Here is a 24,957-nt window from a genome sequence, read left to right as displayed (position 1 = left end):
TCCGAACAGAGCAGTTAAGCCCACCAGCGCTGATGGTACTGGGATAACACCCGGGAGAGTAAGTCGTTGCCTTTCTTTTACAAGAGAAGCCTTGATAGAAATATCAGGGCTTTTTTGTTTTATGGGCTTTCGATAGAGGAATCATCTGACAGGATAGGGAGGTATACCCTTTGAGTATATACATAGAATCACCTAACCAGGATGAGGCCTATTATAGCCTGCCTCGTGTTGATACGCCTTGAAGGTAGCCGGCGAAGGTTACCGCGTAGCGCCCGTGATTGGAGCGGCACGCAGTCGTAGACTGACGGGATGAAAGGCCGAGTTAGTGAAGAGTGCCAGATCCCATCAGAAGATGTTATCCGTAATGATGATAGTATTATCTCCCGCCTTCCCAATGTCATACCGTCGCAACGGCGTAACCGCTGGAGCAGACATCGGATTCCCTGAGAAATCAAACTGCGACGAGCAACAAGGATCAATCATGAAAAGCCCCGAAGAATGCACCTCCACCGTCGAACATGCCTCGTACGGTTGGAACGTACAATTTCGCTCGAAGGCATAATACTCCAGTGTATTAGGCACGTGATACAGAATCACCCCGCGAACGCCAATTGTGTTGATATACATCCACCCCTTTGTCCGAAGGTCATTATACGCGGGAAGATTCAGGTTGATTACTTCGTCAGGAAAAGAAGCCGGAGCAATTCCCTCATCACTCAAATCAGAGGAACAAGCACCCAGCAAAAGCATAAAAAACAAAGACTTACGTATCATACTATTTTGGAAGATCCGGGTACTCATAAAATCCCTTTCCCGTCTTGCGCCCCAGTTGCCCCGATGCAATTTTTTGTTGCTGCAGGCGACTCGGCCGGAACTTAGGATCGTAATGAAAGCCCTTAAAAATCGTTTCAGTTACTGCATAATTAATATCAATGCCGATCAGGTCCATCAAAGCAAATGGCCCCATACGGAAGCCTGTAGCCTGTAACAGCTGATCGATGCCCTCAATGGTACACACCCGCTCCTCAGCCAGCTTAAGCGACTCCGTATAATAATGCCGGGCTACGCGATTAACAATAAACCCGGGCGAATCGGCCGCCAGCACGGCTGTCTTATGTATACGCTCGCTGAAGTCTTTTAGTGTGTTGATCGTCGCATCACTCGTCGCCGTACCGCGAATGATTTCCACCAACTTCATGGTCGTGGCGGGATTAAAGAAATGAAGCCCGGCAAACTGCCCGGGATATTTAAGAGGCGCAGCAATCTGCGTAATCGCAATAGATGATGTGTTGCTGGTAAGAATGCAATGCTGGTCATTCAGCTTTTCGACTTCGGTCAACAGCATCTGTTTTACCTCCAGCCTTTCAATCACCGCCTCGATCACCAGGTCTACCTGCAGCAAGCGGAAGTCGCTGGTAGGAACGATGTTTTGTAAAGCAGCTTCTCGCTGCTCAGCCGTGATCTTTTCTTTTTGAATGGCCACATCCAGGCCGTGCGCAATGGCGGTTACAGCACTCTTGACAAGCTCGGGTTGAATGTCGTACAGAAGGACTTTAAAACCAGCCTGGGCGCATAATTGCGCAATGCCTTGCCCCATGGTTCCTGCTCCTATTACCGCTATGTGCTGAATAGGAGCCATGGCTATGCAATACTGCTGGTGTTGAATTGTTTCAGGAAGCGGATGTCGTTTTCAGAATACAACCGCAGGTCGTTTACCCGGTAGCGTAATTGCGTCACGCGTTCGATGCCCATGCCGAAGGCAAAACCGGTGTATTCTTCCGGATCGATGCCACAGTTACGCAGCACGTTGGGGTGAACCATGCCGGCACCGGCAATCTCCACCCAGCCGCTACGCTTACACACCACGCAGCCTTCTCCCTTGCAAATCAAGCAGGTCACGTCGATCTCAGCACTTGGCTCCGTAAACGGGAAAAAGGAAGGACGGAGTCTTAACTTAACATCTTTGCCATACATCTCTTTGGCAAAGTGGAATATGGTCTGTTTCAGGTCAGCAAAGCTGACGTTCTTATCCACGTACAAACCCTCCACCTGGTGGAAGAAGCAGTGCGCACGGGCCGAGATGGCCTCATTGCGATACACCCGCCCCGGCATGATCGCGCGGATCGGCGGCTTCTGCGACTTCATCAGACGAATCTGTACGTTGGAGGTATGCGTACGCAACAGCACATCCTGCGGCGCACCGTTAACGCCTTTCTTTTCAACAAAGAATGTATCCTGCATTTCGCGGGCGGGGTGATTCTCAGGGAAATTGAGGGCCGAGAAATTGTGCCAGTCATCTTCAATCTCCGGACCATCGGCCACATTAAAGCCTAATCGTTCGAAGATCTCGATCACGCGGTAACGCGTCAGGGTCAGGGGGTGCAGGTTGCCCGTTGTATTGGGAATGGGCGGCAGGGTTAGGTCCAGGGTATTCGCCGACGCGCTCGAAGTTTCCACTTGCTCTTGCAGCGCGGTCAACTTGGCTTCAGCGGCCTGTTTCAGCTCATTCAGGACCTTTCCGGCGGTCTTTTTTTGCTCGACAGGCATCTGCTTGAGCTCTTCGAACAGGTCCCCCACGACACCTTTCTTACTGGTATACCGCAGGCGATAAGCCTCCACGCCGGCCTTATCGGTGGCGGTGTAAGCGTTGATTTCCTGCAATAATGACTGAATCCTTTCTTCCATTACACCAATGCGTAAGCTTCAAAAATACAATATTGCTCCGGAATCCCTAAGCCTCTTCCCCCTCAACTTCCGGCTCGTCGGACTCCCTTTCGTCCACTTCTTTCGTAGAAAGCCTTCCAAGAATCATGCGGTCGAGCGTCACACTCAGAATGAATGACAAAACGATCACGCCGGTCAACACATAGCGCTCCGAGAAATCGCGGAAGATCAGAGCCAGTACGATGTACAGAATCTGGGCAGCACCCAGGATCATCGTGGTGCGGCCATGGGTCATGCCCAGGCGCATGATAGCGTGGTGGACGTGGCTCTTGTCGGGCTTAAATGGTGATTGTCCCTTTAGCAGACGCAGAATGACAATACGCAACGTATCGACCAGAGGTATGATGATAAAGCACGATGCCGTAGCAACCGAAGCGTTAAATTTATACGGCGAGTACTCCGACAAATTATAATTCAGGTCAATAAACCGGATGGTGAGTATCGCCAGCATCATGCCGATCACCAGCGCCCCCGTATCGCCCATAAAGACCTCCGATGGCTCCCAGTTAAAGATCAGGAACGCAAAGATGGCCCCCACCATCGAGAACGAAAGGATAGAAAAGATCGAGTCGTTGATCAAAAAGAACCACGTACCAAAACCGGTGAGGGCAAGGATGGCAATAGTGCCCGCCAGGCCGTCGAGACCGTCGATCAGGTTGAAAGAGTTTGTTATAACGATGATCGTAAAATACGTCATCGCATAGCTGATGATGTCGGGCAGCTCGTGTACGCCAAACAGTCCGTAGAATGACTTGATGCGAAGATCAAACAAAAAGATCAACAGCGATGCCGCCATGATCTGCCCCATCAGCTTGATCATAGCCCGCAGGGGAACTAAGTCGTCGCGAACGCCGATGAAGAAAATGACAAAAAGGGCAACGAGAATAAACTTGATATTGCCCCAACTTTGGATGTCAATCCAAATCAGCGAGGAAATAAAAAAGCCGAGAAAGATGGCAATACCACCCATCGACGGCGTGTCGCGTTTGTGAATCTTCCGGCGCCCGGGAATATCTACAAGTTTTTTCCGCAAGGAATACTTGATGATCACCGGAACGATCAGGAAAGCGATGACAAACGAAGTAATTGCAGCTGCTAGCTGGATGGCCATAAAATCAAATAACGACCAAAAATAAAGGTTTTGTACATTTAAACGCCCTGTTTGGCATAAAACTCGAGGATGTTTTTGCTCACATACCGCACCTGCTCGTCTGTTAATTCCGGATAGATGGGCAACGACAAGACTTCCTCCTGCAACTGGCTCGACACCGGGAAATCCTCCGGTCGATGGCCCAGATACGAGTACGCCGGCAGGTTAGGAAGCGCTACCGGATAATGAACAACGGTCAGGATGCCGTTGGCCTCCAGGTACTGTTTTAACGCATCGCGGCGCCGGGCCCGGATGGCGTAGATGTGATACGTGTGAACGGTGCCAGACCGTACCGCGGGTAAGACAATCTCCTCCACTCCCTGTAGCAAACTTTTGTACAATTCCGCTATCGCGATACGTCGCGTATTCCAGCGATGCAGGTGTGTGAGCTTAAGCGAAAGGATCGCTGCCTGTAGAGTATCCAGCCGGCTGTTGAAGCCTTCAAAGAGATGATCATCTTTCAACCGGGCGCCATGATTGGCCAGGCGGCGCATACGTTCGGCAAGGGCCTCGTGGCGTGTGACAATACATCCTGCATCGCCGTAAGCACCGAGGTTTTTGGTGGGGTAAAAACTAAAAGCTGCCGCTTCTCCCCACGTACCCGCATACTGCCCACCCTCCTGGGTAAAATGCGCCTGGGCACAGTCTTCGATCAGGTATACTTTACGCTCCTGACAAAGGGCCGCTAGTGTCGTCATGGGGGCCGATTGCCCGTATAAATGAACCGCCACAACCGCTGCCGTGCGATCCGTAATCCTTTCCGCTACACGCTGCGGGTCGAGTATATACGTCTCCGGGTCAACATCGCAGAATACAACGCGTGCACCAGCTTGCGTGATGGTCTCCGCCGAAGAGATCCAGCTTGTGGCCGGTGTAATAACCTCAGCACCGGCGGGCAGGTCAAGTGCCGCGAGAATGGTATAGAGCGCATCCGTGCCGTTGCCAACACCAATGCAATGATTGATCTGAAGCTGCTCGGCAAAGCGAGCTTCGAATTTTTTGACATGATGCCCCCCGATATACGACGCCTGCGACAGTACGCTTTTTACCACCGCGTCAACCTCTGACTGGATGGATGTATACTGCGCGTGCAAATCGATAAACGGAATCTTCATCACGCCCTATCCTTTCGTGTTTTCCATACCGCTTTTACAAAGCGGAAGTTACTGGTAGTAGCCCGCTCGAAAAGACGCAACGGCTCCAGGAAAAATCGGAACAGCCACTCTAAATAAAGCTTTCGGAAAATGTAGGGTGCCACCAGATTCTTGCCGGCAAAGAAGTCAAAGGCACCACCACAGGCAAAGAATGCCCACGAGTCGACATCAGCAAAATTCTCTTTTATCCAGGCCTCTTGAATCGGCATACCAAAACCTACAAAGATCACATCCGGCTTCACCGCGTTGATGTGGTCGATGACGACCTTATTTTGCGGACTGGTCTTTTTCTTATCGAAGAATCCATGGTGATGACCCACAATGCGAATGCGTGGCTCGAAAGCCTCAATGCGGGCAATGGCTTTCTGCAATGTCAGCTCCTCAGCGCCGAGAAAGTAAATGGTAAAGTTGTGGTCGGCCATAAAACGAGCAAAGCTCCAGAACCACACGTTGTAGGCAATCTTCTCTGGCACGGGTTGTCCGGTGAGCTTCGCGGCCAACTGTACACCAGCACCATCGCACATAACGTAGTCGACTGTATTGTTAAAGAAGTCCACGAGCCAGGGATCTGTCGTGTTCGCCAGCTCGACCAGCCGCGCATTAGCGTTCAGGAACATTTTCTTGTCCTTCCCGACAATGGCTTGCTTGACCTTCTCGTGCAGCGACGCTACTGTAAAGCGGTGCACGGGAATCTTAGCGATGGAAATTTTCGGTATCATAGCATTCGTCATACGTCACGCAGTTAACTTCCCGGGGCGATTATACAGGTGTCCCCAATAGACAGAAGCTGTAAAACAAAATAACGTCACACCTTTCTGAACGTTTAAAAAGCATTCGGTCAGGCAGACCACCAGGAAAATAAAAAAGAAAATAGCAAAGAGCTGATCGCCCACTTTCAGGCAGCGATACAACGGATAAGCCAGACACAGCAAGGTAACGACTAGCCCCAGGAGTCCCGTCTTCGCCCAACTATCGAGGTATTGATTGTGGGCATTATAGTTACGCAACTCGGTCAGTCGCCCGAGATCTTCGTAGCAGTCGTTCATCTTTTCTTGTACATCTCCAATGCCATGGCCTACTAAGGGACTCTCCTGAATAACACCGGCCGCACATCGCCAGTGTAACGTGCGATAGTCGGCACCGACTTGCTGCCCCGAGGCTGCATGCAGCACACCGTCAACCGCCTTTTTAAATCTCCAATAAATAACCGGGGTGTTATACGCCCCGACCAGTAGGAATACAATGATACCTATACGTATCAGCAACTGACGTTTCGAGTGGAGCTTGTAAATAAACGCCAGCACAAGGGCAACAGCAAAAAAGATCAATAGACCGATCTTAGCCCCTAATAAAATCAGAAACGCAAATAAGAATATCAGAATGAATACGTTTAATACTTTGCTTTGCACCGTAGTATAATCTCCTTTTAGGAGTACGGTGAAAAATGCAAGCAACGTCAATGCCGCAAAATAAGTGGGATGCAAGCCAATATGGCCGGCCAGGTGACTGTAGGAATACTCCCAGGTGAAGAAGTACCACAAGGGAACTTTTTCGGCACGAACATCCTGCACGTTTTGCACCACGCAATAGACCGCGATGCCGTAGGTAAGGGTAACGAGTAATATTCCAATGGTCCGCAGAGTTTTCGCGTCGAGTGTAGCGGCCGTCGCGAATAGCACTGGCAACAATAGGAAAGATATACCCGTCTCGAGGATCTTGAAGGCATAACGCGTGTCTTCACTATAGAGGGTTCCCAGGAGCAATACCCCATAATAGGCCGGATAAAGCCAGAGGCCTTTGTTTGTCTTCACCTTTTGCAGCTTGTCGGACAAGCTACTGCTGAGAAGCCCCAACGCACACATCACGAGTATACTGAAGTTTGCCCATTTCACCGAAAACGGATAGAGCACCATAAACGCATAGATGCTATAAGGCAACATGCGGCGGGCAAAATGATGTACTGGTTCAGGCAATGCCAGTCTCATGTTTCTGGAGGTATACCGTTTTGCAAAAACTTACCAGGATCAGTATGCTCAGCGACATCGACAGCTGGTCGAGCAGGTTTTCGCTCAGCATCGCAAAGAGAAGGCTGTAAAGGAAGTACCGTAGATACCGCGTCGTCGGGTCAATATGCTCGAGCGATCTCAGGTAACGCAACAGGGCGCGTAGGCCGATAAAGAACAACATCAGCCCAATCAAGCCAAAGTCTACCAATATGCCCAGGTAGTCGTTGTGTGTGCCGGGGGCCTCGAAGATATGAGTGAGGCTGCCGGGGTAGTCATTTAAAAAGATCGCCCGTTGTGTACCAATGCCCAGGCCAAAGAGCCATTTTAAGGGCGTGTCGAGCAATGAAAGGTACGATGCCCACGCCTCCATACGCCAAACGATGGAGGAACCCGAGTGTAGCTCGAACGTCTCGGTGTTAAACAATACCGCCAGGCGGGCAAGGATGGCATCCGCCTGCGCGATGATCACGGCGATCACCGAAGGGATGATGACCACGGCAGCATAATAAAACAATTTGCTTTTATACCACCGGTTGGCCATGCCGATAAAGAAAAGGAACACCAGGTGGCTGAGGATCATCGTCATACTGCCCGTATAGAAGAGCAGGATGTATTGTGCCCCCAGTAGAGTCCAGAACTTGATGCCCCTTTCGCGTCCGTATAAGACAATCGTGGCGACGATAAAGAAATGCATAAACGCTGCGAGCACATTGGGGTTGCCGAAGGGGCCGATGAGGCGCTCGACGCCCTGCACGTCCTCAAAGCTGGAGGTAGCAATTTGTAAATAGGAGATCAGGAAGATTAGTAGCAACGCGGGCATAAAGAAGATCGATCTGATCTTGCCCAGGTCACGCGTCGACCGCACATAGTTCCAAAAGAACACGGCGACCAGGATCTCCATCAGATAACGCATAATCACCACACCGATGCCGGTATAGCTCATGCCTAATTGATTAAACGTGTGCACCGCCAGGGCCGTATAGAAGAGTAGCACCGCGCCCCCAAACATCAACACTTGTTGGAGCGCGAACCTGACCTGAAGCCTTCGCAGGAACACAATGCCAACCATCATCATCAGAATAAACAACCCCGATACAATGCGGTTATAGTCATTGTCCGGCATGTTGGCCCAGCCTACGGCCGTGATAGAACGCGGCAATTCGGTAAAAAGGCGTATCAGCAATACCCACAGCGCCGTTGTGAAGAAAAAACCGTTCGCAGTGTACGAATAGCTAGGCATGGGAAGAGGATTGGAGACGTTGAAAATTAGTCAGAAATTCGTACAATCGCTCATTGCAATCTTTCTCTGTCAACTTTTCCTGGAGGAGTAGCGCTTTCGTAGCAGGTTTTTTCACGGTTGCGACACGATGTACGCGTTCCAATGCCTGGCGCACATCGGTCGGCGTGGGATTTACAACAAACAGGCCATAGGCCTCCAGTTCTTCGACTGTGAAAAGCTCCCGCAGGTTTTCTACCAGCCCAATCACATTCGTGGCAATAATAAACCGGTCGGCGGCCATGGCTTCCAGCAACACCAGCGAGTAGGTTTCGTACATGCCCGTCAACATCACTACGTGACTCTTGCGGTAGGCCGCCGGCATGTCAGGATACGGAATATTGCCGCCTACCGTCAGGTCATAAGCAAAAGGCAGGTTTGCTAGAGCGTTTTCCAGTAGCGCAAAACCTTTCTCCGGCCGCTCCGGATTGTGCGGAAAGAACACGTGTAGGAGGTGTTTGTCCATAACAAGCTTATCCTGCTCCAATGCTTCAAACCGTTGGACATCCACCCCCAGGTAGTTTAGCTGCACATACCGTTGTGTCAGCCGCGGGCTGATACGCTGGCGATTGTTCAGCACCAGCAACTTGTCAAAGAAGGGCAGGGGCCATTGTAAAAATTTGGTGTAACGTACTTTTTCTTTCACGCTTAGCATATCGCGATGCTCCCGCACAAACTGCCAGCCGAGCACCGGCTCCGTTTCGTGCAATGCCAGCACCGTGGTGACGCCTTTCTTGCGATAGAACCAACGCGACAGGACAAACGGATACGCGCAGATCACGTGATTGACATACACCACTGTGTAGGTGTGCTGCCGCATAAGCCGGCCAATGCGACGAATATTCTTCAAGTATGCCAACAGCCCCGCTGTATCGACTTCATAAAGATCGACATCGCCACCCGACAAGTGTTTCAGGTCCTCAAACTGCCGCTGAAGAACATCCGACCACTTGACGGTGTTAGCCTTTTTCTTGATGTATAGAATCTTCGCCACCGCGTACGATTACTTTAATGCCAGAATGCCGGCAATCATCTTTTTAAAATCTTCATGACCCATCCAAAGCGATCCTTCGATCGATCCGGCGTACAGGTTTTGTATAAATTTAACCGGCTCGTTGGGCGTGCGCGTCGTTGACAACAACTTGTCGAACACCTCACTCAGGTTTTTAGTAGCCGGGAAGTTGCCATAAACAACATACGGCCAATGCCCGATGACACACGTAGGCTTGCCCATGATGTAGCTCTCCAATCCTACCGTAGACGATACAATAATAACGCCCTGGCTGCTCTTCACGACATCAAAACTGTTGACCTTCGCGTGAAGCACCACGACGTTGGGCAGACGGCTTAGTCGGCGGTAACTATTAATCGAAAGGTGTCCCTCGACGCCCGGATGTGTCTTTACATAAAGCTTATAGCCTGCTGGCAGGTGGGCCGCCAACCGCTCGATAGCCCCTGCCTGGTCGATGTACTCGTAGTTCCGGATGTACAGCTCCGACTCGGCATCGACATTAAAAGGGTAATAAAAATACTTGGCGTCTTTATTGAAGTCGTGGAAAGTGCCCACAATCTTGGTATAAACGTCCTTGAACCTGCGGTCCACATGGATTATCCATTTGCTGGCGAAGTACGCACGTATGATATTCCAGTTGCCTCCCTTCATCAACGTGAAGAACTTCTTCAGCAATGGGGTTCGTACATAGCGCCGGTGCTCGGTCTCATAAAAGATCACGGGTTTGCGCTGGATCTTGTCATCAATAAACTTCTGCGCATCTTCTACCGCCATCGTTCGCTTCTCCTTTGGCTCCAGCATGGTGCGGTGTTCATCGTAGTACAAATTGATGGTGTGCGGAATGAACGTCTCGCCCAGGTAGATTACCCGTAGCTTCTTCTCGTCGGCAATCAGCGATGCACAGCGCCGTATCACCTCGCCGCCTTGCACCGCATGTAACACGACGCCGATCGTATATTCTTCAAACACGCGCGTGAAAGCTTCTGCATAGCGATAGGCGTAGCGGATAATGTGGTTGTTGCCTTGCTTATAGTAGGCCCGCTCTGTAGAGACATATTTTACCATGTCGTCTACACCCTTCTTCCGAAAGTACCCGTCAATCTCTGAGCGCGAAGGTGTCTTGTCGGGAAAGTAATCATTAAGGTAGACCGTATCAACGCCCTGCTTTGTGAGTACGTTGTATTCGTTCGGATTAGGCGTGATGATGAGACAGCGTTTGCCCATGCTTTGAATGGTGAAATACCAGTCGGCCGCCAGTATTTCTTCGTGGTATGAGCTAATGATCGCTATATCAAATTCCTTCATGATCAGTTTTCTTTTGTGTGTAATAGACAATAGTCCGGATGGTCAGAATCAGCAGCATGGCAACGATGGTCGACACCGTAGCACCGTAGAGCCCCAGGACCGGTATAAGCAAAATATTTAAAACGACGTTGGCAACCGCTCCTGTCAGTGCGCTGTACAGCAGGGCACGGTCGAAATGTTTGGCGTAAAGAATAGTTTGTACCACCACCTGCACGGCAAACATGATCACCTGGAGCAGCATCAGGTAGAACAAACTGATTTGATCCAACAGCTCCTTGCGATTGACATAGTCGAGCAGGAGATTGATCAACGCCAACGCTGCAACGCTGGTGATGATGGCCAGGCCGATACATTGCCAAAGGAACCGTTTGATCACGTCACGCTTTTCAGCTTCCGGCCGATTGAACTTATATACGTTGATAACCCGTGGATAGTATTGCGCCACAAGTACACTGGTGATCAGCGTTGTGGGAACACTGGCGATGCCATAATAAAAGCTATAAACACCAACCTCTGTCTTGCCCAAAAAATAATCGATCAGATATCGGTCGGCGAAATCCATGGTGATCTGTGCAACTGAAATGATCAAAAAAGGAAATGCAACGACAATGCCTTGCTTGATCCATGGCCAGTCCAGACGCACACTTCGGAACCTCAAGAGCCGCAATGTCCACAGCTTCCACATACCAAAAAGAAACGACAGGACCGTGCCTGCCAGCCACGCACCCAGGATGAGATGTATATGGATGTCTATTCCAAACACCAGGGGTAACAGCAGCAACGGATATACCCACAGGCCACTCTTGATCAGGTAAATGAAGTTAGCGAATTGTGATCGCTCCAACGCTATCAAGATGCGAAAGCACTCCTGCGACATTTGATCGAAGACAGTAATCAGAATAAAATAATGCAATACAACCAGGGGAACAAAATCCAGAACAACCAGAAACGGACTTAATACCAGCAGGAAGGAAAAACCTGTAATGTGAAAAGCCATCTGATTGAAGACGTGGCGAGAGATCACATCGGGTGATTCACCAACGATGTGTCGCAAAGAATAGGCATAAAATTCAAAGCCTATCACGTATACCGACCAGGCCACCGTTACAGCAACGATGTTATATAAGCCGAGGGCTTCCAGCGACATTTCCTTGCTGATATATACGACCAGCAAAAACTTCGCAAAAATGCCCCCGGCCCGGAAGCCAAAATTGAACAGCGTGCCCTTTACGTTTTCGAACGAAATACCCTTTAAAAAATTGGCGATGGTAGGCATGCTCTATACAAGGTGTTTCGATCAAAAACTTATTTCACCTTGTAGCGCTGATACACAAACGGGTAAGCGCTGGCAGCAGCCTTAAACTCAGGAGAAGGTTTGTCGATGTCGAAGTTCTCTGCGTTGATGCCGAACAGGCTGTTGGCAAATTCAAATTGCAGCAGTAACCGGTCGGCGCGGCTGAGATTTTTTCCCTTGTGAAAACCACTCGTGTCTACGGCAAGGATGGCACCGCGCTTGCCCGTTATCTCGATGAGCTTGTCGGCCGGGTATGCTTTTGTGATTTCGGCATCCTCGATGCGGCCATCGCGGCGCACGGATTCGGGGAATCCATTATTTGAACCTTTTACATAGCAATGTGGTCCTGTTTCAGTATCGACATCGGTGAGGTAGAAGAAGAATTTCAAAAACTTGATTCGCTCCATGTCCCAGTGGTATAATTGAGCCACTTCGGATGAGGCCTTTGCAGAGGCCGTTGACCACCACATCGATATCAAATCGAGGACAGGCTTGGAGCCAAGGAAAGATTGAGATACGGCAAGAATGCTGGGATCGGCGACGAGCTTCTGGATCACCGCATCCTGTACAAGGTCTTTTTCAAGAAATTGATACTTGATCGTCCTGGGAGCATCGCGTTTGAAGAAATCCTCGCCGGGACCACCGTCTTTTGGTTTCGGGATTAGGTTTGCTTTCGTGCGATAAGAAAGTTCTGTCAGGTAAGTTATAGTGGCTTCGTCGAGGAAGGTGGGAAATACGTAATAACCGTCCTGATGAATCTGCTGGCTGATTTTTGTCAGGTCGCTGTTGCTCAGATTTCCCAGCACGCCATTGGCAGCGCCTAAAGTATAACCCGGATTTTCCCTGGCAATGCGTTCGCTTAGCCTTCTATTGAATTGCGTATTCGAAGTATAAAACAATTTCCGCAGGCTCTGATACGAATACGAAGGTGTCTTGTCAAAAATTTTGTACCAATAATAGCCAGCCCAAAAAACGAGGTTGGCGAGCGCTATCTTAACGTTTTCTACCATAAAGATTAAACAATTTTTATACTGTTGAAACCGAGACAAAGTCTCTTGTCGTAAGGAACCGCAAAAGTAATAAAAGAAAAGGGATTAATTTTCCCTTCGGAGGGGGCCTGACCGGTCAGATGTACGTTTAGGTCGAAGGTTGCACCCTGCAGGGTATACGTTCCCACCGAATGGCCATCAACCGAAACCTCAACCGTAATGGCCTGCGCCCCGGTAATAAACCCACGGCATTGAATGGTGCCTGTAGGCGTGGCCGGTATGGCTACGGTGCTCTCTTCGAAGGCAAACATGCCCGGTGCGCCCGAAGGATTTTGGCGATGTACACCATAGTGGTCAAATCCACGGTAAAAGTACGGGCGGTGCTCATCGATGTCGGCGCGGATATGGACCGGTGGCCTAAACGCCAACCTGTCCTTTATCTTTTTTGCAGGGTTGCCACCCACGATTTCGTAAGGTCCGACGTCGTGCAGCACAACGGCGTTGGCGCCGATCACCGCGCCACGACCAACCGTAACGCCCTGTTTGATGAACACACCGAACCCGATCCAAACATCTTCTTCGATGTGCACCGGTTTTGAATGCTGGCGTTGTCCTTCTTCTGTTCCCAGGATCTTTTCGTCCTGTTGTCGGATCAGCAAATGGGGAAACCGGGTGGCGTAGTGCTGGCCCGACGATATAAAGATGTTGGCCGACAGCAAGCAATAACGTTCAATGGTAACTTCGCCGATGATCTTACAATGCGTGTTGAGCGTCGTGTAATCTTTCAGGATCAGCGCATCGTTCGTACCGACCGTGAGATCAGAAAAATTACTGACACGCACACCTTCGCCCAGCGAGATGGTTTGACGCGGCGTGCCCCCGGGTTCAAAGTAAATGCTGACCGTTTTCCCAATCCACGACGTTGCCGCGAATTTTAGTTTTTTAAAAGAGTTTGTATACCCACCCTTTACAATAAACTTCAGGTAAAACAGCCAGGCTTTCATGTGCGATCGCTTCGGATATAGAACGGTTTATAAAATATCGTTAAGCATCAACGGTGATCCTTTCTTCAAATCTTTTTTCGCAGGCAAGCCCAGCAAGCGTTCGTAGAACCGTGGTTCCAGGCCGTCGCCGGGGCGGATTACCTTCAGGTTCTTCTCTGAGTAAATTTCACCCGCACGAATGTCTTCCGCTATGTAGATAGAACGCTTGAACTTTTTACTGTTGACCTCGGCCTCCAGGATGCCGAACTCGACATGACCCATTGCCAGGAAGGCACGCTCGCTTTCTACCACCAACGACTGCAGCTCTTCCGGCTCCAGCGAGAAGGTACTGTCCACACCACCATCAGCACGACGCAGGGTAAAGTGCTTTTCAATGACGCGTGCGCCCAGGGCTACCGAGGCTACCGACGCGCCTACACCCATGGTGTGGTCCGATAATCCGATCAGACAGTCAGAGAAGATTTGCTGCAGAACGGGGATCGTCAGCAGGTTAGTATTTTCAGGTGTAGACGGGTACGTGCTGGTACACTTCAGCAGAGTTAAATGTTTACAACCGTTGTTGCGTAACACTTGTACCGACTCATAAATGTCCGCCAGTGTGCTCACACCGGTAGACATGATTACGGGCTTGCCGGTAGCGGCAATCTTTTTCAGCAACGGGTGATCTGTATTTTCAAACGAAGCGACTTTATACAGGGGCACATTCAGACTCTCCAGGAAATCGACCGCGGTGGGATCAAACGGCGAGCTGAAAGCGATCATGCCGAGCTCGTTCGCGCGCTTGAAGATTTGCTCATGCCACTCCCACGGTGTATAGGCCAGCTTGTACAGATCGTGCAGCTCCTTACCATTCCACAATGAATTTTTGTCCTGAATAGTATAGGCGCCTTTGATCGTCATGGTATCGGCCGTATACGTCTGCAGCTTGATCGCATGGGCACCCGCTTTGGCTGCGGCGTCGACAATGGCCAATGCCCGGTCGATGGACTGATTGTGGTTGCCCGACATTTCTGCGATCACAAACGGTTTATGATGATGGCCAATGGCCCGATTGCCTATTTTGAACTCCATGATGCTTATAGTTTATACTTAAATGCGTCTTTATATTTCTCTTCCGTGGGCACTTGCGTGAACCCCATGTTTCTAAAAATCGTGTTGGATTTTTCGTTCGAAGCTTTTACATATCCGATGATGCACACCGGCTGTGCATGATCCTTTCGGAATTGCTCGATACCGCGCTGAAGCACCCAGGTACCCAACCCCTTGCTGCGATAAGCAGCGTCTATACCGTAGCTGATGAGTGCCTCGCCCTCGGCCAGGTCAAAACGTATCTGCGCTACCGGCTGCTGTTTGTATACCACGATGTAGTAGTACGTAGCGCCCGTCGCGACCTTTCTCAGGAACCAGTTTTTATGATTGCTATACGGTATCGCATCGCTTTGAAAAGACTGGCTTCTCGTTTCCGGATCGTTCGCCCAGGCATAGGTCACGTCAACGTCCGCTTCCGTTGCCCGGCGTAACGTGGCGTGCAGGTCGTACTCCAACGACAAGAAAATCTTTGCCAGCCGCTGGTTGGAACGGCCGTCAAAGATCTTAGCCTGTTCCACGATGGCATGAGCAACGATAGTTGCCGGCACCGTTGGAAAGTCTGCAAAGACAAATGCCAGGGACGCGCGCAGCAGGTAGTTGCAGAGATCGTCCTGATTGTCGGCTGTCTGATGCAAGTACAACGCACCGCCCGCGCACAGATACTCGTACGCTACACCGCTCGGCGAGCATACCGCCGTACGGCAGCGCTGCATATACGTTACCATCTCCTCGGCACTCAGGTTAGACAGTATCCGGATGGCACCGTGCTGCGCAGCAAACGCCTGCAACGAAGCACTGTGTTGATAGGCAGCACCTACTACTACGATGTACTCGTCAAAGTTGTGGGGCAGGCATTTCTCCAGGACAAACCGCGTCTGGTTACCGGGATCAGCGCCACCCAAACAGATAAACAAAGCATTGCCGGCAGGAGTTTCATGCCGGTGCCGGGCAGCCTCCAGAAAAGGCTTCTTTAACAGCGTATAACGCGGGCCCAGGTAAAAACGGGTGTACGGCTCAGCACTGTACAACGAGGAATCAATACCGCCGGCATGGTTAATAACAGCGTGCGCCAGAAAATGATACCGGTGGATATCGTCCAGGCATACAATCTTACATCCCGTTCGGGCAATGGCTTGCTGGTAGGGCAGATCAAAATGATAGCCATCCAGCACGACGATGTCCTGGTTGGTAAGAATACTTTGTGCAATATGCTCTGCCTCTTGTGCGGGGTCGATATCGCCGAGGTCTATACAATCCTGACACACATCGGTAATCATCGTCTTCAGCGCGGGCAGTGGATTCCGGGTCACGAAGGTGCAGACAAAAGTGTCTGCCACCATCGAGGCCAGGGCCAGCGACCGGTGAATATGTCCCAGCCCCATGTGCGAGCTGCCGTCTGCGCGGAAGTAGATGTGTGTCTGCTGACTCAAGACTAGCGTACTTTAAAGAGCGGTTTAAGCGGCGTACACTGCAGTTGCTCGGCCAGGTTGCCCTTGGCCAGCGCTTCGTTGATCTTCTCAAAGCAAATGCGGTACGTAGCCATCAGGTACTCGACGTCGTCGGCGCTGTGCGCATAGCTCACGTTGTGGGTACCGATAAAGAATACACCGTTGGCAAACATCTCTTGCAGAATGAGCGTCTTCAGCTCCCACGAAGTGTATTTCTCGGTATCCTTGATCATCAGGAACGACCATACCGGGTAACCCGCCACACTCATGACGTGCTCAAGCTTGTATTCTTGAATGAGGGCGTTCAGCTTCGAAATGATCGCCTCTCCCGTCTTGCGCATCGTCTCGATCACGGGCTCCCGCTGTAGCTTTTTCATCGTAGCCAGCGAAGCCGCCAGTGATAACGTCTCGCCGCCGAAGGTGAACGAGAAGAAAATATCTTCCATCAGCTTCATGATCTCGGCCTTACCGGCAACGGCCGATACCGGATACCCGTTAGCCAATCCCTTGCCAAAAGTGGCAAGGTCGGGCACCACGCCAAAGAATTCTTGCGCACCGCCGTTGGCATACCGGAAGCCGGTAATCGTCTCGTCAAAAACCAACACGGCGCCATGTTGGTGCGTAAGCTCTTTCACCTGTTGCAGGAAATTGTTCTCCGGAGGAAACACGTTCACCGGTTCCAGGATTACAGCCGCCACCTGACCCTTTAACTCCTCCAGCTTGGTCTTCAGGGATTGAATATCGTTATAGGCAAACTTGTGTGTAAGCTCCTTCGTGGACGTGGGCACACCCAGGTCGCGCGTCGTGGTGCCGATATACCAGTCTTGCCAGCCGTGGTAGCCACACACCAGCACGTGATCGCGCTTGGTATATGCGCGCGCCAAACGAATAGCGCCACCCGTGGCATCCGAACCATTCTTTCCAAAGCGAACCATCTCGGCGCAAGGAACCATTTTGCAGATTTCTTCAGCGACTAAAAACTCCAGCTCGTGGGCCACCGAAAAGATGGTACCCTTCTGCAACTGCTCTGTTACTGCCTGGGTAACATCCGGATCGTTATACCCCAACGTCAGCGAGCAAAGGCTGTTGACGAAGTCGATGTAGCGGTTGTTGTCCACATCCCACATGTAGGCGCCGTCACCACGCGAAGCGAAGTAGGGCGATACATTCAGGGGCAGTTGGGTTTTGCTTTTGCTGAAGGTTTGTGAGCCCAGGGGGACCGTCTTCAGTGCCCGTTCCAGGTATTCTTCTGATTTCTTATAGCGCGTGCTCATGACTCGTTATTTATAGATTTTGTATAACCCTCGTTTCGGGTAATAGTCTGGTTAATATTTCGGATGTCGTCGTTCTTCGTCAGGAAGTTGGCATATGTCAGCCAGGTTTCCCCGGTGCCGACACGGTTGATCAGTTGCTCGATCAGGTCAAAGTCGCGCTGCTCGTCAATCGTCATGCGCAATCCTTCGAAGTCATACCCCTCCGAGAAGTTGCCGGACTGGAAAAGCGTGCCACCCTTATAGCTGGAGTTGCCCCAGATATACGGTGTCACATGCTCGCGCTCCGACTTCTTGGTGGCTTCCGTCCACGCCTTCTTCAAAGCAGCAAACCGGAATACCTCTACGTCCTGCCCGTCAGGGTAAGACGGCGTCAATACGTTGGAACAGTAGTCGAGCTTCTCGTCGATTGCCTTTTGAATAACCTTGTCGATCAGCTCGGCATCAATCAGCGGGCAGTCCGATGTCAGGCGTACGATGTAGTCGGCGTCTTTGGTTTCTACCGCGCGGTAGAACCGGTCCAGTACGTCGTCTACATCGCCCCGGTAAAATTCCAGCCCCATTCCTCTGGCGATGTCGGCAATCGCCACATCTTCCGGGTTAGTGGTCGTCGCCACTATCAATTGATCGATCTTCTTTGATTTCAGAATACGCTTCAGGTGAAGCTCCAGCAGGGTGTCATTGCCAATCTTCATCAGCACCTTGGCCGGCAGCCGCGTAGAGCTGGTCCGTGCTTGTGTTACCGCTACTATTTTCATGTTGTCGCTGTTAAAAGCAGCCGGCTACCCGACTGGCTCGCTATACTATTTGGCGTACTGTAGTACCGTGTCGATTACATACTGCTGCTCAGTATCTGTAAGCGTAGGGAACATCGGCAGGCTCAGGCACTTCTCGTAATACTTCTCGGCCTTGGGCATGCTGCCTTTCTTATATCCCAGCTCCTGATAATACGGCATGGTGTGTACCGGGATGTAATGCACCTGTGCAAAGATGTTGTGTTTCCTCAGCGCGTCGTACAGCTCCTTGCGATTTTCCACCTGGATAACATACAAGTGGTATGCATGCGATGTACCGGCGCCGGGCGTAATAAACTTCACGGCGGTGTTTTTAAACGCCGCATCATACCGTTGTGCAATCTGGTGACGTTTCTGCAGCCCTTCGTCCGCACGGCTCAGCTGGGACATGCCCAGGGCGCTTTGCATATCCGTAATGCGATAGTTGTACCCCAGTTCCTGCATTTCATAATACCAGTCGCCGTGGTTCTCATGCAACAGGTCTGGGCGTTTGGTAATACCATGTGTACGCAGCAGCAATAATTTTTCGTACAGCTCTTTGTCGTTGGTGGTGATCATACCGCCTTCACCACACGCAATATGTTTTACCGGGTGAAAGGAAAAGATGGCCAGCTCGGCGTAGGCGCCGTTGCCGCACATCTGCTTCACACCTTTGCTGTCTGTAAAATATCCACCGGGTGCGTGGCAGGCATCTTCAATGATCCAGAGACCATATTCGTCGGCCAGCTTGCGGAACGCCTCCAGGTCTACCGGGTACCCGGCAAAGTCAACCGGAATGATGCCCTGGTATGTACCACGCGGCGCCCCGGCAAGCTTTTGACGTACACGTTCTACATCCAGCAACACCGTGGCGCTGTCGATATCTTCAAACTCAACGTCACCACCACAATACCGCACGCAGTTCGCGGAAGCGGCAAACGTGATGGGAGTAGTAATAACTTTCTGTCCTGGGGTTACATCCAGGGCCAGCGTACACAGATGCAGGGCAGCCGTACCGTTGGCCACGGCCACGGCATACTGCGCACCCACATAGGCGGCAAACTTGTCTTCAAATTCTTTGATGCGCGGCCCCTGTGTCAGAAAGTCGGCCTGCAGAGCCTCCACAACAGCGTCGATGTCCTGGAGTGTTATATGTTGTCTGCCGTAAGGAATTGGTTTCATATGTATATTCCCGCTCGTTATAAAGGGTAATGCAAAAGTTTTAATCAGGGTTTCCAGGCGGAAGGGTTTAGTACTTCCGGGGTAGTAATGACGATCGACTCCAACGCGGCGGCAATGGTGTCCGGGTACTGCGCTACGATCGAAGCCATGTTTTTCTGAAGCTGCGCCGCGCTGTCTACACCAATGATCACCTTGTCGATGCTTGCGTTATGTAACGCATAATTGAGGCACATCGTTTGGATGTCGAGGCGATGGTGCCGGGCAACTTCCTGTAACTCCATCAAAGGCTCGCGAAATACCGTCAGGTTGCCGGTCAATGTCGCAGGGTCTTTGAAAAACAGGCCCTGGAAAAAGACCGACCGCACGTGTATCTCCTTGCCTTGCCGTTTGGCCTCGCGCAGCAACTCTTTCTTTCCTGCCGAAAAATCAAACGGGTGTACCGGCAGCTGGATCAGGTCGACAAACGGATCGCCCACCGCCTGCTCCAGTTCGTGCAGGTCATAGAGGGAGACACCGACCTTTTCAACAACCTTTTTCTTTTTATATGCCTGCAGCTCTTCACGGCACGCCCCATCGCGATAGTCCTGGAAGCGATGGTACATATAGCCGTACAGATGCGTGGTGCCCAGGCGGCTCAATCCCGCTTCCATCTTTTCAGCCAGGGATGTACCGGTGTGTATAAACTTGTTGACGATCACAAAGGACTTCTGTCCGTGTGTCCGTATATAACTTCCCAGTACATCCAGCGAGTCGCCGTAAGCATCGGCCGTATCCAGCAGGGTTATGCCACTGCGGTGCGCTTCGTTCAGGATGGCAAATGCCTCCTGCTGCGCCGGCTTGCCGGCCGGGTTATTAATGCCATAAGCCAGTCCCAGTTGTACGGTGCCAAGTCCGATCTTGTGGTGTAGCGTCAGCTTGCTCAAGCAACGAAATTTGGATCCAGGTAATCGCGAATCAGCTTACGCAGCTGCTCTACGCTTAGCCACTCGGTGTTGGTGCCTGAATTATATTCGAAGCCAGGCTCCACTTTCTTCGCTTTCCGGTTCACGAGATACTCGTCTATGTTCCACCCCGGGCTCTGCGGCAGGATCGCATAATAGTGATTCAGGTCTACGGTAAAGAATGAATCCGACTTGGTAATCATTTCTTCGTGGATCTTTTCACCCGGGCGAATGCCGACAATCTCTTGCTTGCACTTCGGACCGATAGCTTCTGCCAGCTCGGTAATGCGGTATGAGGGAATCTTCGGTACAAAGATCTCACCACCCAGCGCATGCTCGTGTGCAAAAAGCACCAGCTCCACGCCGTCTTCCAGCGAAATGTTGAAGCGAGTCATATTCACGTCCGTGATCGGTAGTACGCCGCTGTTACGCTTTTCGAGGAAGAACGGAATAACAGACCCGCGTGAGCCCATCACGTTACCATACCGTACGACCGAGAACTTCAGCTTGCGTGCGCCCTTGAAGTTGTTGGCCGCCACAAACAGCTTATCCGAACACAGCTTGGTCGCACCGTATAAATTGATCGGAGCAGCAGCCTTGTCGGTCGATAGCGCTACAACGTCTTTTACACCTGCGTCCATTGCCGCGTTGATGACATTCTCAGCACCGATGATGTTGGTTTTGATACATTCCATCGGATTATACTCCGCCGCGGGCACTTGCTTCAGGGCCGCAGCGTGAATGATGGTGTCTACACCTTCACAGGCACGACGCAGACGTTCGCCATCGCGTACGTCGCCGATGAAGTAACGCATCGCGGGGTACTTCGACTCCGGAAATGTCTGCGACATTTCGAATTGTTTCAGCTCGTCCCGGGAGTATACGATCAGTTTTTTGACGTTGGGATACTTCTGCAGGACCATTTCAACAAATTTCTTTCCGAATGATCCCGTTCCACCTGTAATTAAGATACTTTTGCCGTTTAACATCCTTGTAAAATAAGGTGCAAATTTAGCAAAAGTTTAACATGCTACAGTTTGATTATCAGTGTAAATACAGTTAAAAATTGCATCGTTAAACATCTGGCCGGATAAGATGAAAAAGATTGTAGAAATAGGAGGTCTGCCCCCGACAAAAAGACGTGGTTCCGTTGGTATAATCTTCTTGATGACCCTCGTTTTGCCGATTTTCTTTGGGAGTTCCTGCGATAGTGACGATGAAACGTCTGGCGTGGTCATTGCCCGCTATCCCAAAGACAAAACGGCAGCCCTATCGTTTACCTGGGACGATGGCTGTGCGTCAACCTTTACCAAAATCGTTCCCCTGCTCGACCAGTATAACCTCCAGGGGACGTTCTTTATTATTACCTCCAAAGCTGAACAAAACGGCGAATGGTCTCAATGGAAAGCATTGCACGAAGCAGGACATGAGATCGCCAGCCACTCCCTCACGCACCAATCCATGGGCACTATTCCGGACTCCACCTTCCTCAAGACCGAGATAGATTCCAGCTATAGTATGATCGAACATTACATCGGAAAAGCTCCGTTCTCATTCGGTCATCCCTATCACAGTACAAGTGCCCTCGTCGACAAGCTCGTCTTTCGCAAGTACTATGCCACTAAAATATCGCCCCCTGGGTTCTGCAACATGATTTCCCTCGAAGAGGTCGACATGTTCAAGCACCAGATCGACCAGGCATTGCAGGAGCGCGACTGGATCGTAACCACCGCACACGGCATTGACGATTGCCCGCAACCACTCACCCACGAGTTTTTTACGAAGCTTTTCGACTACGTAGCCCCGAACGATGACATTTATATCGATACATTCGAGCGCCTGGCGAAGTATAAAATCGAGCGTATCAATACCCGTCTGCGCGTCACCAACGCCGACGGCGATATCGTCGTACAACTTTCCAACGACTTGCCGCAAGACGTGTTCGACATGCCCCTTACGGTATCGATACCCGGCGTAAGCCTGAACGAATATCAGGTCATTGCCGAGGCAAACACCGCACCGGTAGCCTATGACAAAGACGGCAGCCTATACGTGGAAACTCTCTCTCAATCTACCTTCCGCTTGCGAAAAAAATAGCCATCGATGTTGATGTTATAAGAGAGCATCAACGATGAAAAGTTGAGTTTACTCGGAATCAGCTGATCGTAAGCATTGTCCACCACAGGAAACAGCGGTGTTACGCCATATAAATATTTTATGGAGATCGTACTCCGTCCCACGGTATAGCCGGCACCACCGGAAACGTCTACACCGATCTTGTTCGGGCTCTGAGTTTGCAGGATGTTGAGCTTATACCGTAAGTCTTTATCACAGGTCTTTTTGTCGCTGTCGCCCAATGTCATATTGACACGGCCGCCAAAGTCGACAAAGAAATGTTTGTTCAAGTGGATCAGCGCGCCGATCGGCAGCGTCACCGAGGAGAATGTTTTTTTTACTTCGATGTGCAGCGAGCGACGGTCCCACCGCGGAGGACGTGGGTTCTGCGCGAGCAGCGAGCGATCGGTATATTCATACTCCAGTTTCCGAAGGGAAAAAGATAATCCACTATAAAGCTCAATACGTTTGCTAATACTTCGGTTGACCTGATAGCCAACTGTAAAACCCAACGTCGGATTGGTTTTGGTCTTGACTCGTTCGGTATGAAGCTTGTAAACACCGCCGCGTACGGAGAGGTACGAGGGCAGTGCCTGATCAATGACCTGATCATACAACACGCCTGCGGTCACGCTGGAACGATACGTCTGCGAGAGGCCCGGAACGATGCAACCTATCACGAATAAAAAAGACACAAACCCGTTCCGTGTTTTCATAAACTTTTACAACTGAGAAGGGGTAAGGCTTCGGATCTGATGCGTGACCTCGATCGCTGCGCGCGCATCTTCCAACCCAAAGCCGTTTCCGGCGATGACGTCGGCATAGCTTGCCGTGTGGAGGTCAGTAAACCCCTCACTGAATTCAATTTCTTTTCCCTCCATCGTCAACGATCGGAAGGTTCTTTTACCAGAGGCTTTTACATCCACCGGCAGGTCGTTGGCATCAATGCTCAGCATCCAGTGCACACGCGCTTGCGCCAGCTCCAAATAGCCCGCCGCGGAATCTTGCGTCAGGCGGCTTACCCGCACATCTTTCACCGCGCCAAAAATCCAAATCAGCATGTCGAAGAAGTGCACGCCAATGTTGGTGGCAATCCCCCCCGACTTCGACAGGTCGCCCTTCCAGCTCGAATGATACCAGTTACCACGCGAAGTGATATACTGCAGATCGATGTCGTATACTTTGTCTTTCGGCGCCTGGCGCACTTGCTCGCGCAGGGCGATGATGCTGGGGTGCAGGCGCAGTTGGAGAATGGTATAAATACGCCGGCCGGTCTCTTGCTGAATCTCGGCCAGAGCGTCTACGTTCCACGGACTAAGCACCAGTGGCTTTTCACAAATAGCATCGGCGCCGTAGCGCAACGCATAGCGTATATGCGAGTCGTGAAGATAATTCGGAGAACAGATCGAGATAATTTCTACCGGCTCGTCTTTGCGTTTCAGCTTATCGAGATGTCGGTCAAATCGCTCGAACTCGGTAAAGAAATTGGTGTCTGGAAAATAGGAATCGAGTACGCCGACATTGTCGTGTTTGTCAAGGGCGGCGACCAGCGTATTGCCGGTATCTTTGATGGCTTTCAGGTGGCGGGGCGCAATAAAGCCGGCGGCACCGATCAGGGCAAAACGTTTCATACGGCCGGCGGCGTCAGTTTTTGAACTTTCCCTTGTTGCAGGCTGTAACGTTCGTTGCTTTCGGGGCAGGTAGCGATGCCTTCTTCATTGAACTTCAGCTTGTGACCAAACTCGCTCATCCAGCCCGTTTGGCGGGCCGGGTTGCCCATTACCAACGCATAGTCGGGCACGTTGCGTGTCACGACCGCGCCGGCGCCAATAAAGGCAAAACGGCCAATGTCATGGCCGCACACGATGGTGGCGTTCGCCCCAATCGAGGCCCCCGTTTTCACCAGCGTGGAGGCATATTCGCTTTTTCGGTTAATAGCGCTGCGAGGATTGATCACGTTCGTAAATACCATGGATGGGCCCAAAAAGACGTCATCCTCACATTGGACACCTGTATAGATCGAAACGTTGTTTTGCACCTTAACATTTTTTCCAAGCTGCACGCCCGGCGAAATGACCACGTTCTGGCCGATGTTGCAGTGCTCGCCAATCGTACAACCAGGCATGATATGCGAAAAATGCCATATTTTGGTGCCTTCACCAATCGTGCACCCCTCGTCGATCACGGCGGAAGGGTGCGCAAAGTATGCGGGGGTGCTCATAAG

General features: G+C 51.1%; 23 protein-coding genes, 1 rRNA gene and 1 pseudogene. 2 read left to right on the top strand and 23 right to left on the bottom strand.

From position 1 onward, the window contains the following. Window positions 1-75 (top strand): 5S ribosomal RNA (gene rrf / locus K7P01_RS32260); the annotation flags it as partial. Between the two features lie 270 nt (window positions 76-345). On the opposite strand, the gene K7P01_RS29195 is transcribed toward rrf, so the two are convergent. The 20 genes and pseudogenes from K7P01_RS29195 to pseB form a co-directional block, all read right to left on the bottom strand. Next, window positions 346-774 carry a hypothetical protein gene (locus tag K7P01_RS29195; protein WP_267298124.1) on the bottom strand — a complete coding sequence of 143 codons (429 nt, stop codon included), beginning with the start codon at window positions 772-774 and terminating at the stop codon, window positions 346-348. A gap of 1 nt (window position 775) precedes the next feature. After that, window positions 776-1,639, bottom strand: a complete 864-nt coding sequence (locus tag K7P01_RS29190; protein WP_267298123.1) for a 3-hydroxyacyl-CoA dehydrogenase family protein — start codon at window positions 1,637-1,639, stop codon at window positions 776-778. Between the two features lie 2 nt (window positions 1,640-1,641). Beyond that, window positions 1,642-2,685 carry a phenylalanine--tRNA ligase subunit alpha gene (pheS, locus tag K7P01_RS29185; RefSeq protein WP_267298122.1) on the bottom strand — a complete coding sequence of 348 codons (1,044 nt, stop codon included), beginning with the start codon at window positions 2,683-2,685 and terminating at the stop codon, window positions 1,642-1,644. A gap of 46 nt (window positions 2,686-2,731) precedes the next feature. After that, on the bottom strand, window positions 2,732-3,835 hold the full coding sequence (locus K7P01_RS29180; protein WP_267298121.1) for a glycosyltransferase family 4 protein: 1,104 nt from the start codon (window positions 3,833-3,835) through the stop codon (window positions 2,732-2,734). Window positions 3,836-3,873: 38 nt separating this feature from the next. After that, entirely contained in the window at window positions 3,874-4,989 is a 1,116-nt protein-coding gene (locus K7P01_RS29175; RefSeq protein WP_267298132.1) for a DegT/DnrJ/EryC1/StrS family aminotransferase, read from the bottom strand. After that, a complete protein-coding gene (locus K7P01_RS29170; protein WP_267298120.1) occupies window positions 4,989-5,759 on the bottom strand; it encodes a WecB/TagA/CpsF family glycosyltransferase in 771 nt (256 codons plus the stop codon). Before K7P01_RS29170 ends, K7P01_RS29175 begins: the two co-directional genes overlap by 1 nt. Before the next feature lie 3 nt (window positions 5,760-5,762). Continuing rightward, window positions 5,763-7,013, bottom strand: coding sequence for an O-antigen ligase family protein (locus K7P01_RS29165; RefSeq protein ID WP_267298119.1), 1,251 nt, complete (start codon window positions 7,011-7,013; stop codon window positions 5,763-5,765). Continuing rightward, window positions 6,994-8,274, bottom strand: coding sequence for an O-antigen ligase family protein (locus K7P01_RS29160; RefSeq protein ID WP_267298118.1), 1,281 nt, complete (start codon window positions 8,272-8,274; stop codon window positions 6,994-6,996). The genes K7P01_RS29165 and K7P01_RS29160 overlap by 20 nt, the downstream gene beginning before the upstream one ends. Continuing rightward, window positions 8,267-9,304, bottom strand: coding sequence for a glycosyltransferase (locus K7P01_RS29155; RefSeq protein WP_267298117.1), 1,038 nt, complete (start codon window positions 9,302-9,304; stop codon window positions 8,267-8,269). Before K7P01_RS29155 ends, K7P01_RS29160 begins: the two co-directional genes overlap by 8 nt. Window positions 9,305-9,313: 9 nt before the next feature. After that, window positions 9,314-10,627, bottom strand: a complete 1,314-nt coding sequence (locus tag K7P01_RS29150; protein ID WP_267298116.1) for a capsular polysaccharide export protein, LipB/KpsS family — start codon at window positions 10,625-10,627, stop codon at window positions 9,314-9,316. Beyond that, the gene (locus K7P01_RS29145) at window positions 10,614-11,903 is read right to left on the bottom strand and encodes an MATE family efflux transporter (RefSeq protein WP_267298115.1); all 1,290 of its coding nucleotides are present in this window, start codon (window positions 11,901-11,903) and stop codon (window positions 10,614-10,616) included. Before K7P01_RS29145 ends, K7P01_RS29150 begins: the two co-directional genes overlap by 14 nt. Before the next feature lie 29 nt (window positions 11,904-11,932). After that, window positions 11,933-12,931, bottom strand: a complete 999-nt coding sequence (locus tag K7P01_RS29140) for a phytanoyl-CoA dioxygenase family protein (RefSeq protein ID WP_267298114.1) — start codon at window positions 12,929-12,931, stop codon at window positions 11,933-11,935. 407 nt (window positions 12,932-13,338) lie between these two features. After that, a pseudogene (locus tag K7P01_RS32225) lies at window positions 13,339-13,494 on the bottom strand (DapH/DapD/GlmU-related protein); the annotation flags it as partial. Window positions 13,495-13,941: 447 nt separating this feature from the next. Beyond that, window positions 13,942-14,985, bottom strand: coding sequence for a pseudaminic acid synthase (pseI, locus tag K7P01_RS29130; RefSeq protein WP_267298112.1), 1,044 nt, complete (start codon window positions 14,983-14,985; stop codon window positions 13,942-13,944). Between the two features lie 5 nt (window positions 14,986-14,990). Further along, the gene (gene pseG, locus K7P01_RS29125) at window positions 14,991-16,433 is read right to left on the bottom strand and encodes a UDP-2,4-diacetamido-2,4,6-trideoxy-beta-L-altropyranose hydrolase (RefSeq protein ID WP_267298111.1); all 1,443 of its coding nucleotides are present in this window, start codon (window positions 16,431-16,433) and stop codon (window positions 14,991-14,993) included. Window positions 16,434-16,435: 2 nt separating this feature from the next. Continuing rightward, window positions 16,436-17,725, bottom strand: coding sequence for an aminotransferase class III-fold pyridoxal phosphate-dependent enzyme (locus K7P01_RS29120; RefSeq protein WP_267298110.1), 1,290 nt, complete (start codon window positions 17,723-17,725; stop codon window positions 16,436-16,438). After that, complete coding sequence (locus K7P01_RS29115; protein ID WP_267298109.1) at window positions 17,722-18,480, bottom strand: glycosyltransferase family protein; 759 nt, start codon at window positions 18,478-18,480, stop codon at window positions 17,722-17,724. The genes K7P01_RS29120 and K7P01_RS29115 overlap by 4 nt, the downstream gene beginning before the upstream one ends. Before the next feature lie 45 nt (window positions 18,481-18,525). Continuing rightward, window positions 18,526-19,677, bottom strand: a complete 1,152-nt coding sequence (gene pseC, locus K7P01_RS29110) for a UDP-4-amino-4,6-dideoxy-N-acetyl-beta-L-altrosamine transaminase (RefSeq protein WP_267298108.1) — start codon at window positions 19,675-19,677, stop codon at window positions 18,526-18,528. A 44-nt stretch (window positions 19,678-19,721) separates the two neighbouring features. After that, window positions 19,722-20,600, bottom strand: coding sequence for an aldo/keto reductase (locus K7P01_RS29105; protein ID WP_267298107.1), 879 nt, complete (start codon window positions 20,598-20,600; stop codon window positions 19,722-19,724). After that, complete coding sequence (gene pseB, locus K7P01_RS29100; RefSeq protein ID WP_267298106.1) at window positions 20,597-21,607, bottom strand: UDP-N-acetylglucosamine 4,6-dehydratase (inverting); 1,011 nt, start codon at window positions 21,605-21,607, stop codon at window positions 20,597-20,599. The genes K7P01_RS29105 and pseB overlap by 4 nt, the downstream gene beginning before the upstream one ends. A 106-nt stretch (window positions 21,608-21,713) precedes the next feature. On the opposite strand from pseB, the gene K7P01_RS29095 reads away from it, so the two are divergent. Then, window positions 21,714-22,715: a polysaccharide deacetylase family protein gene (locus K7P01_RS29095; protein WP_267298105.1), complete on the top strand. Its 1,002-nt coding sequence runs from the start codon at window positions 21,714-21,716 to the stop codon at window positions 22,713-22,715. Here K7P01_RS29095 and K7P01_RS29090 read toward each other — a convergent pair. From K7P01_RS29090 to K7P01_RS29080, 3 genes are read right to left on the bottom strand one after another with little or no spacing between them, the layout of a single operon-like run. Then, window positions 22,685-23,449 (bottom strand): PorT family protein, encoded by a 765-nt coding sequence (locus K7P01_RS29090; protein ID WP_267298104.1) that lies wholly within the window; start codon window positions 23,447-23,449, stop codon window positions 22,685-22,687. The two genes, K7P01_RS29095 and K7P01_RS29090, sit on opposite strands and share 31 nt — an antisense overlap. Window positions 23,450-23,455: 6 nt before the next feature. Next, the gene (locus tag K7P01_RS29085; protein ID WP_267298103.1) at window positions 23,456-24,364 is read right to left on the bottom strand and encodes a Gfo/Idh/MocA family protein; all 909 of its coding nucleotides are present in this window, start codon (window positions 24,362-24,364) and stop codon (window positions 23,456-23,458) included. Next, window positions 24,361-24,954, bottom strand: a complete 594-nt coding sequence (locus K7P01_RS29080; RefSeq protein WP_267298102.1) for an acyltransferase — start codon at window positions 24,952-24,954, stop codon at window positions 24,361-24,363. Before K7P01_RS29080 ends, K7P01_RS29085 begins: the two co-directional genes overlap by 4 nt. Window positions 24,955-24,957: the final 3 nt, after the last annotated feature.

It is taken from the genome of Parachryseolinea silvisoli (assembly GCF_021190955.1).
Classification (GTDB): domain Bacteria; phylum Bacteroidota; class Bacteroidia; order Cytophagales; family Cyclobacteriaceae; genus Ohtaekwangia; species Ohtaekwangia silvisoli.
This window is presented reverse-complemented; position numbering and strand designations above follow the sequence as displayed.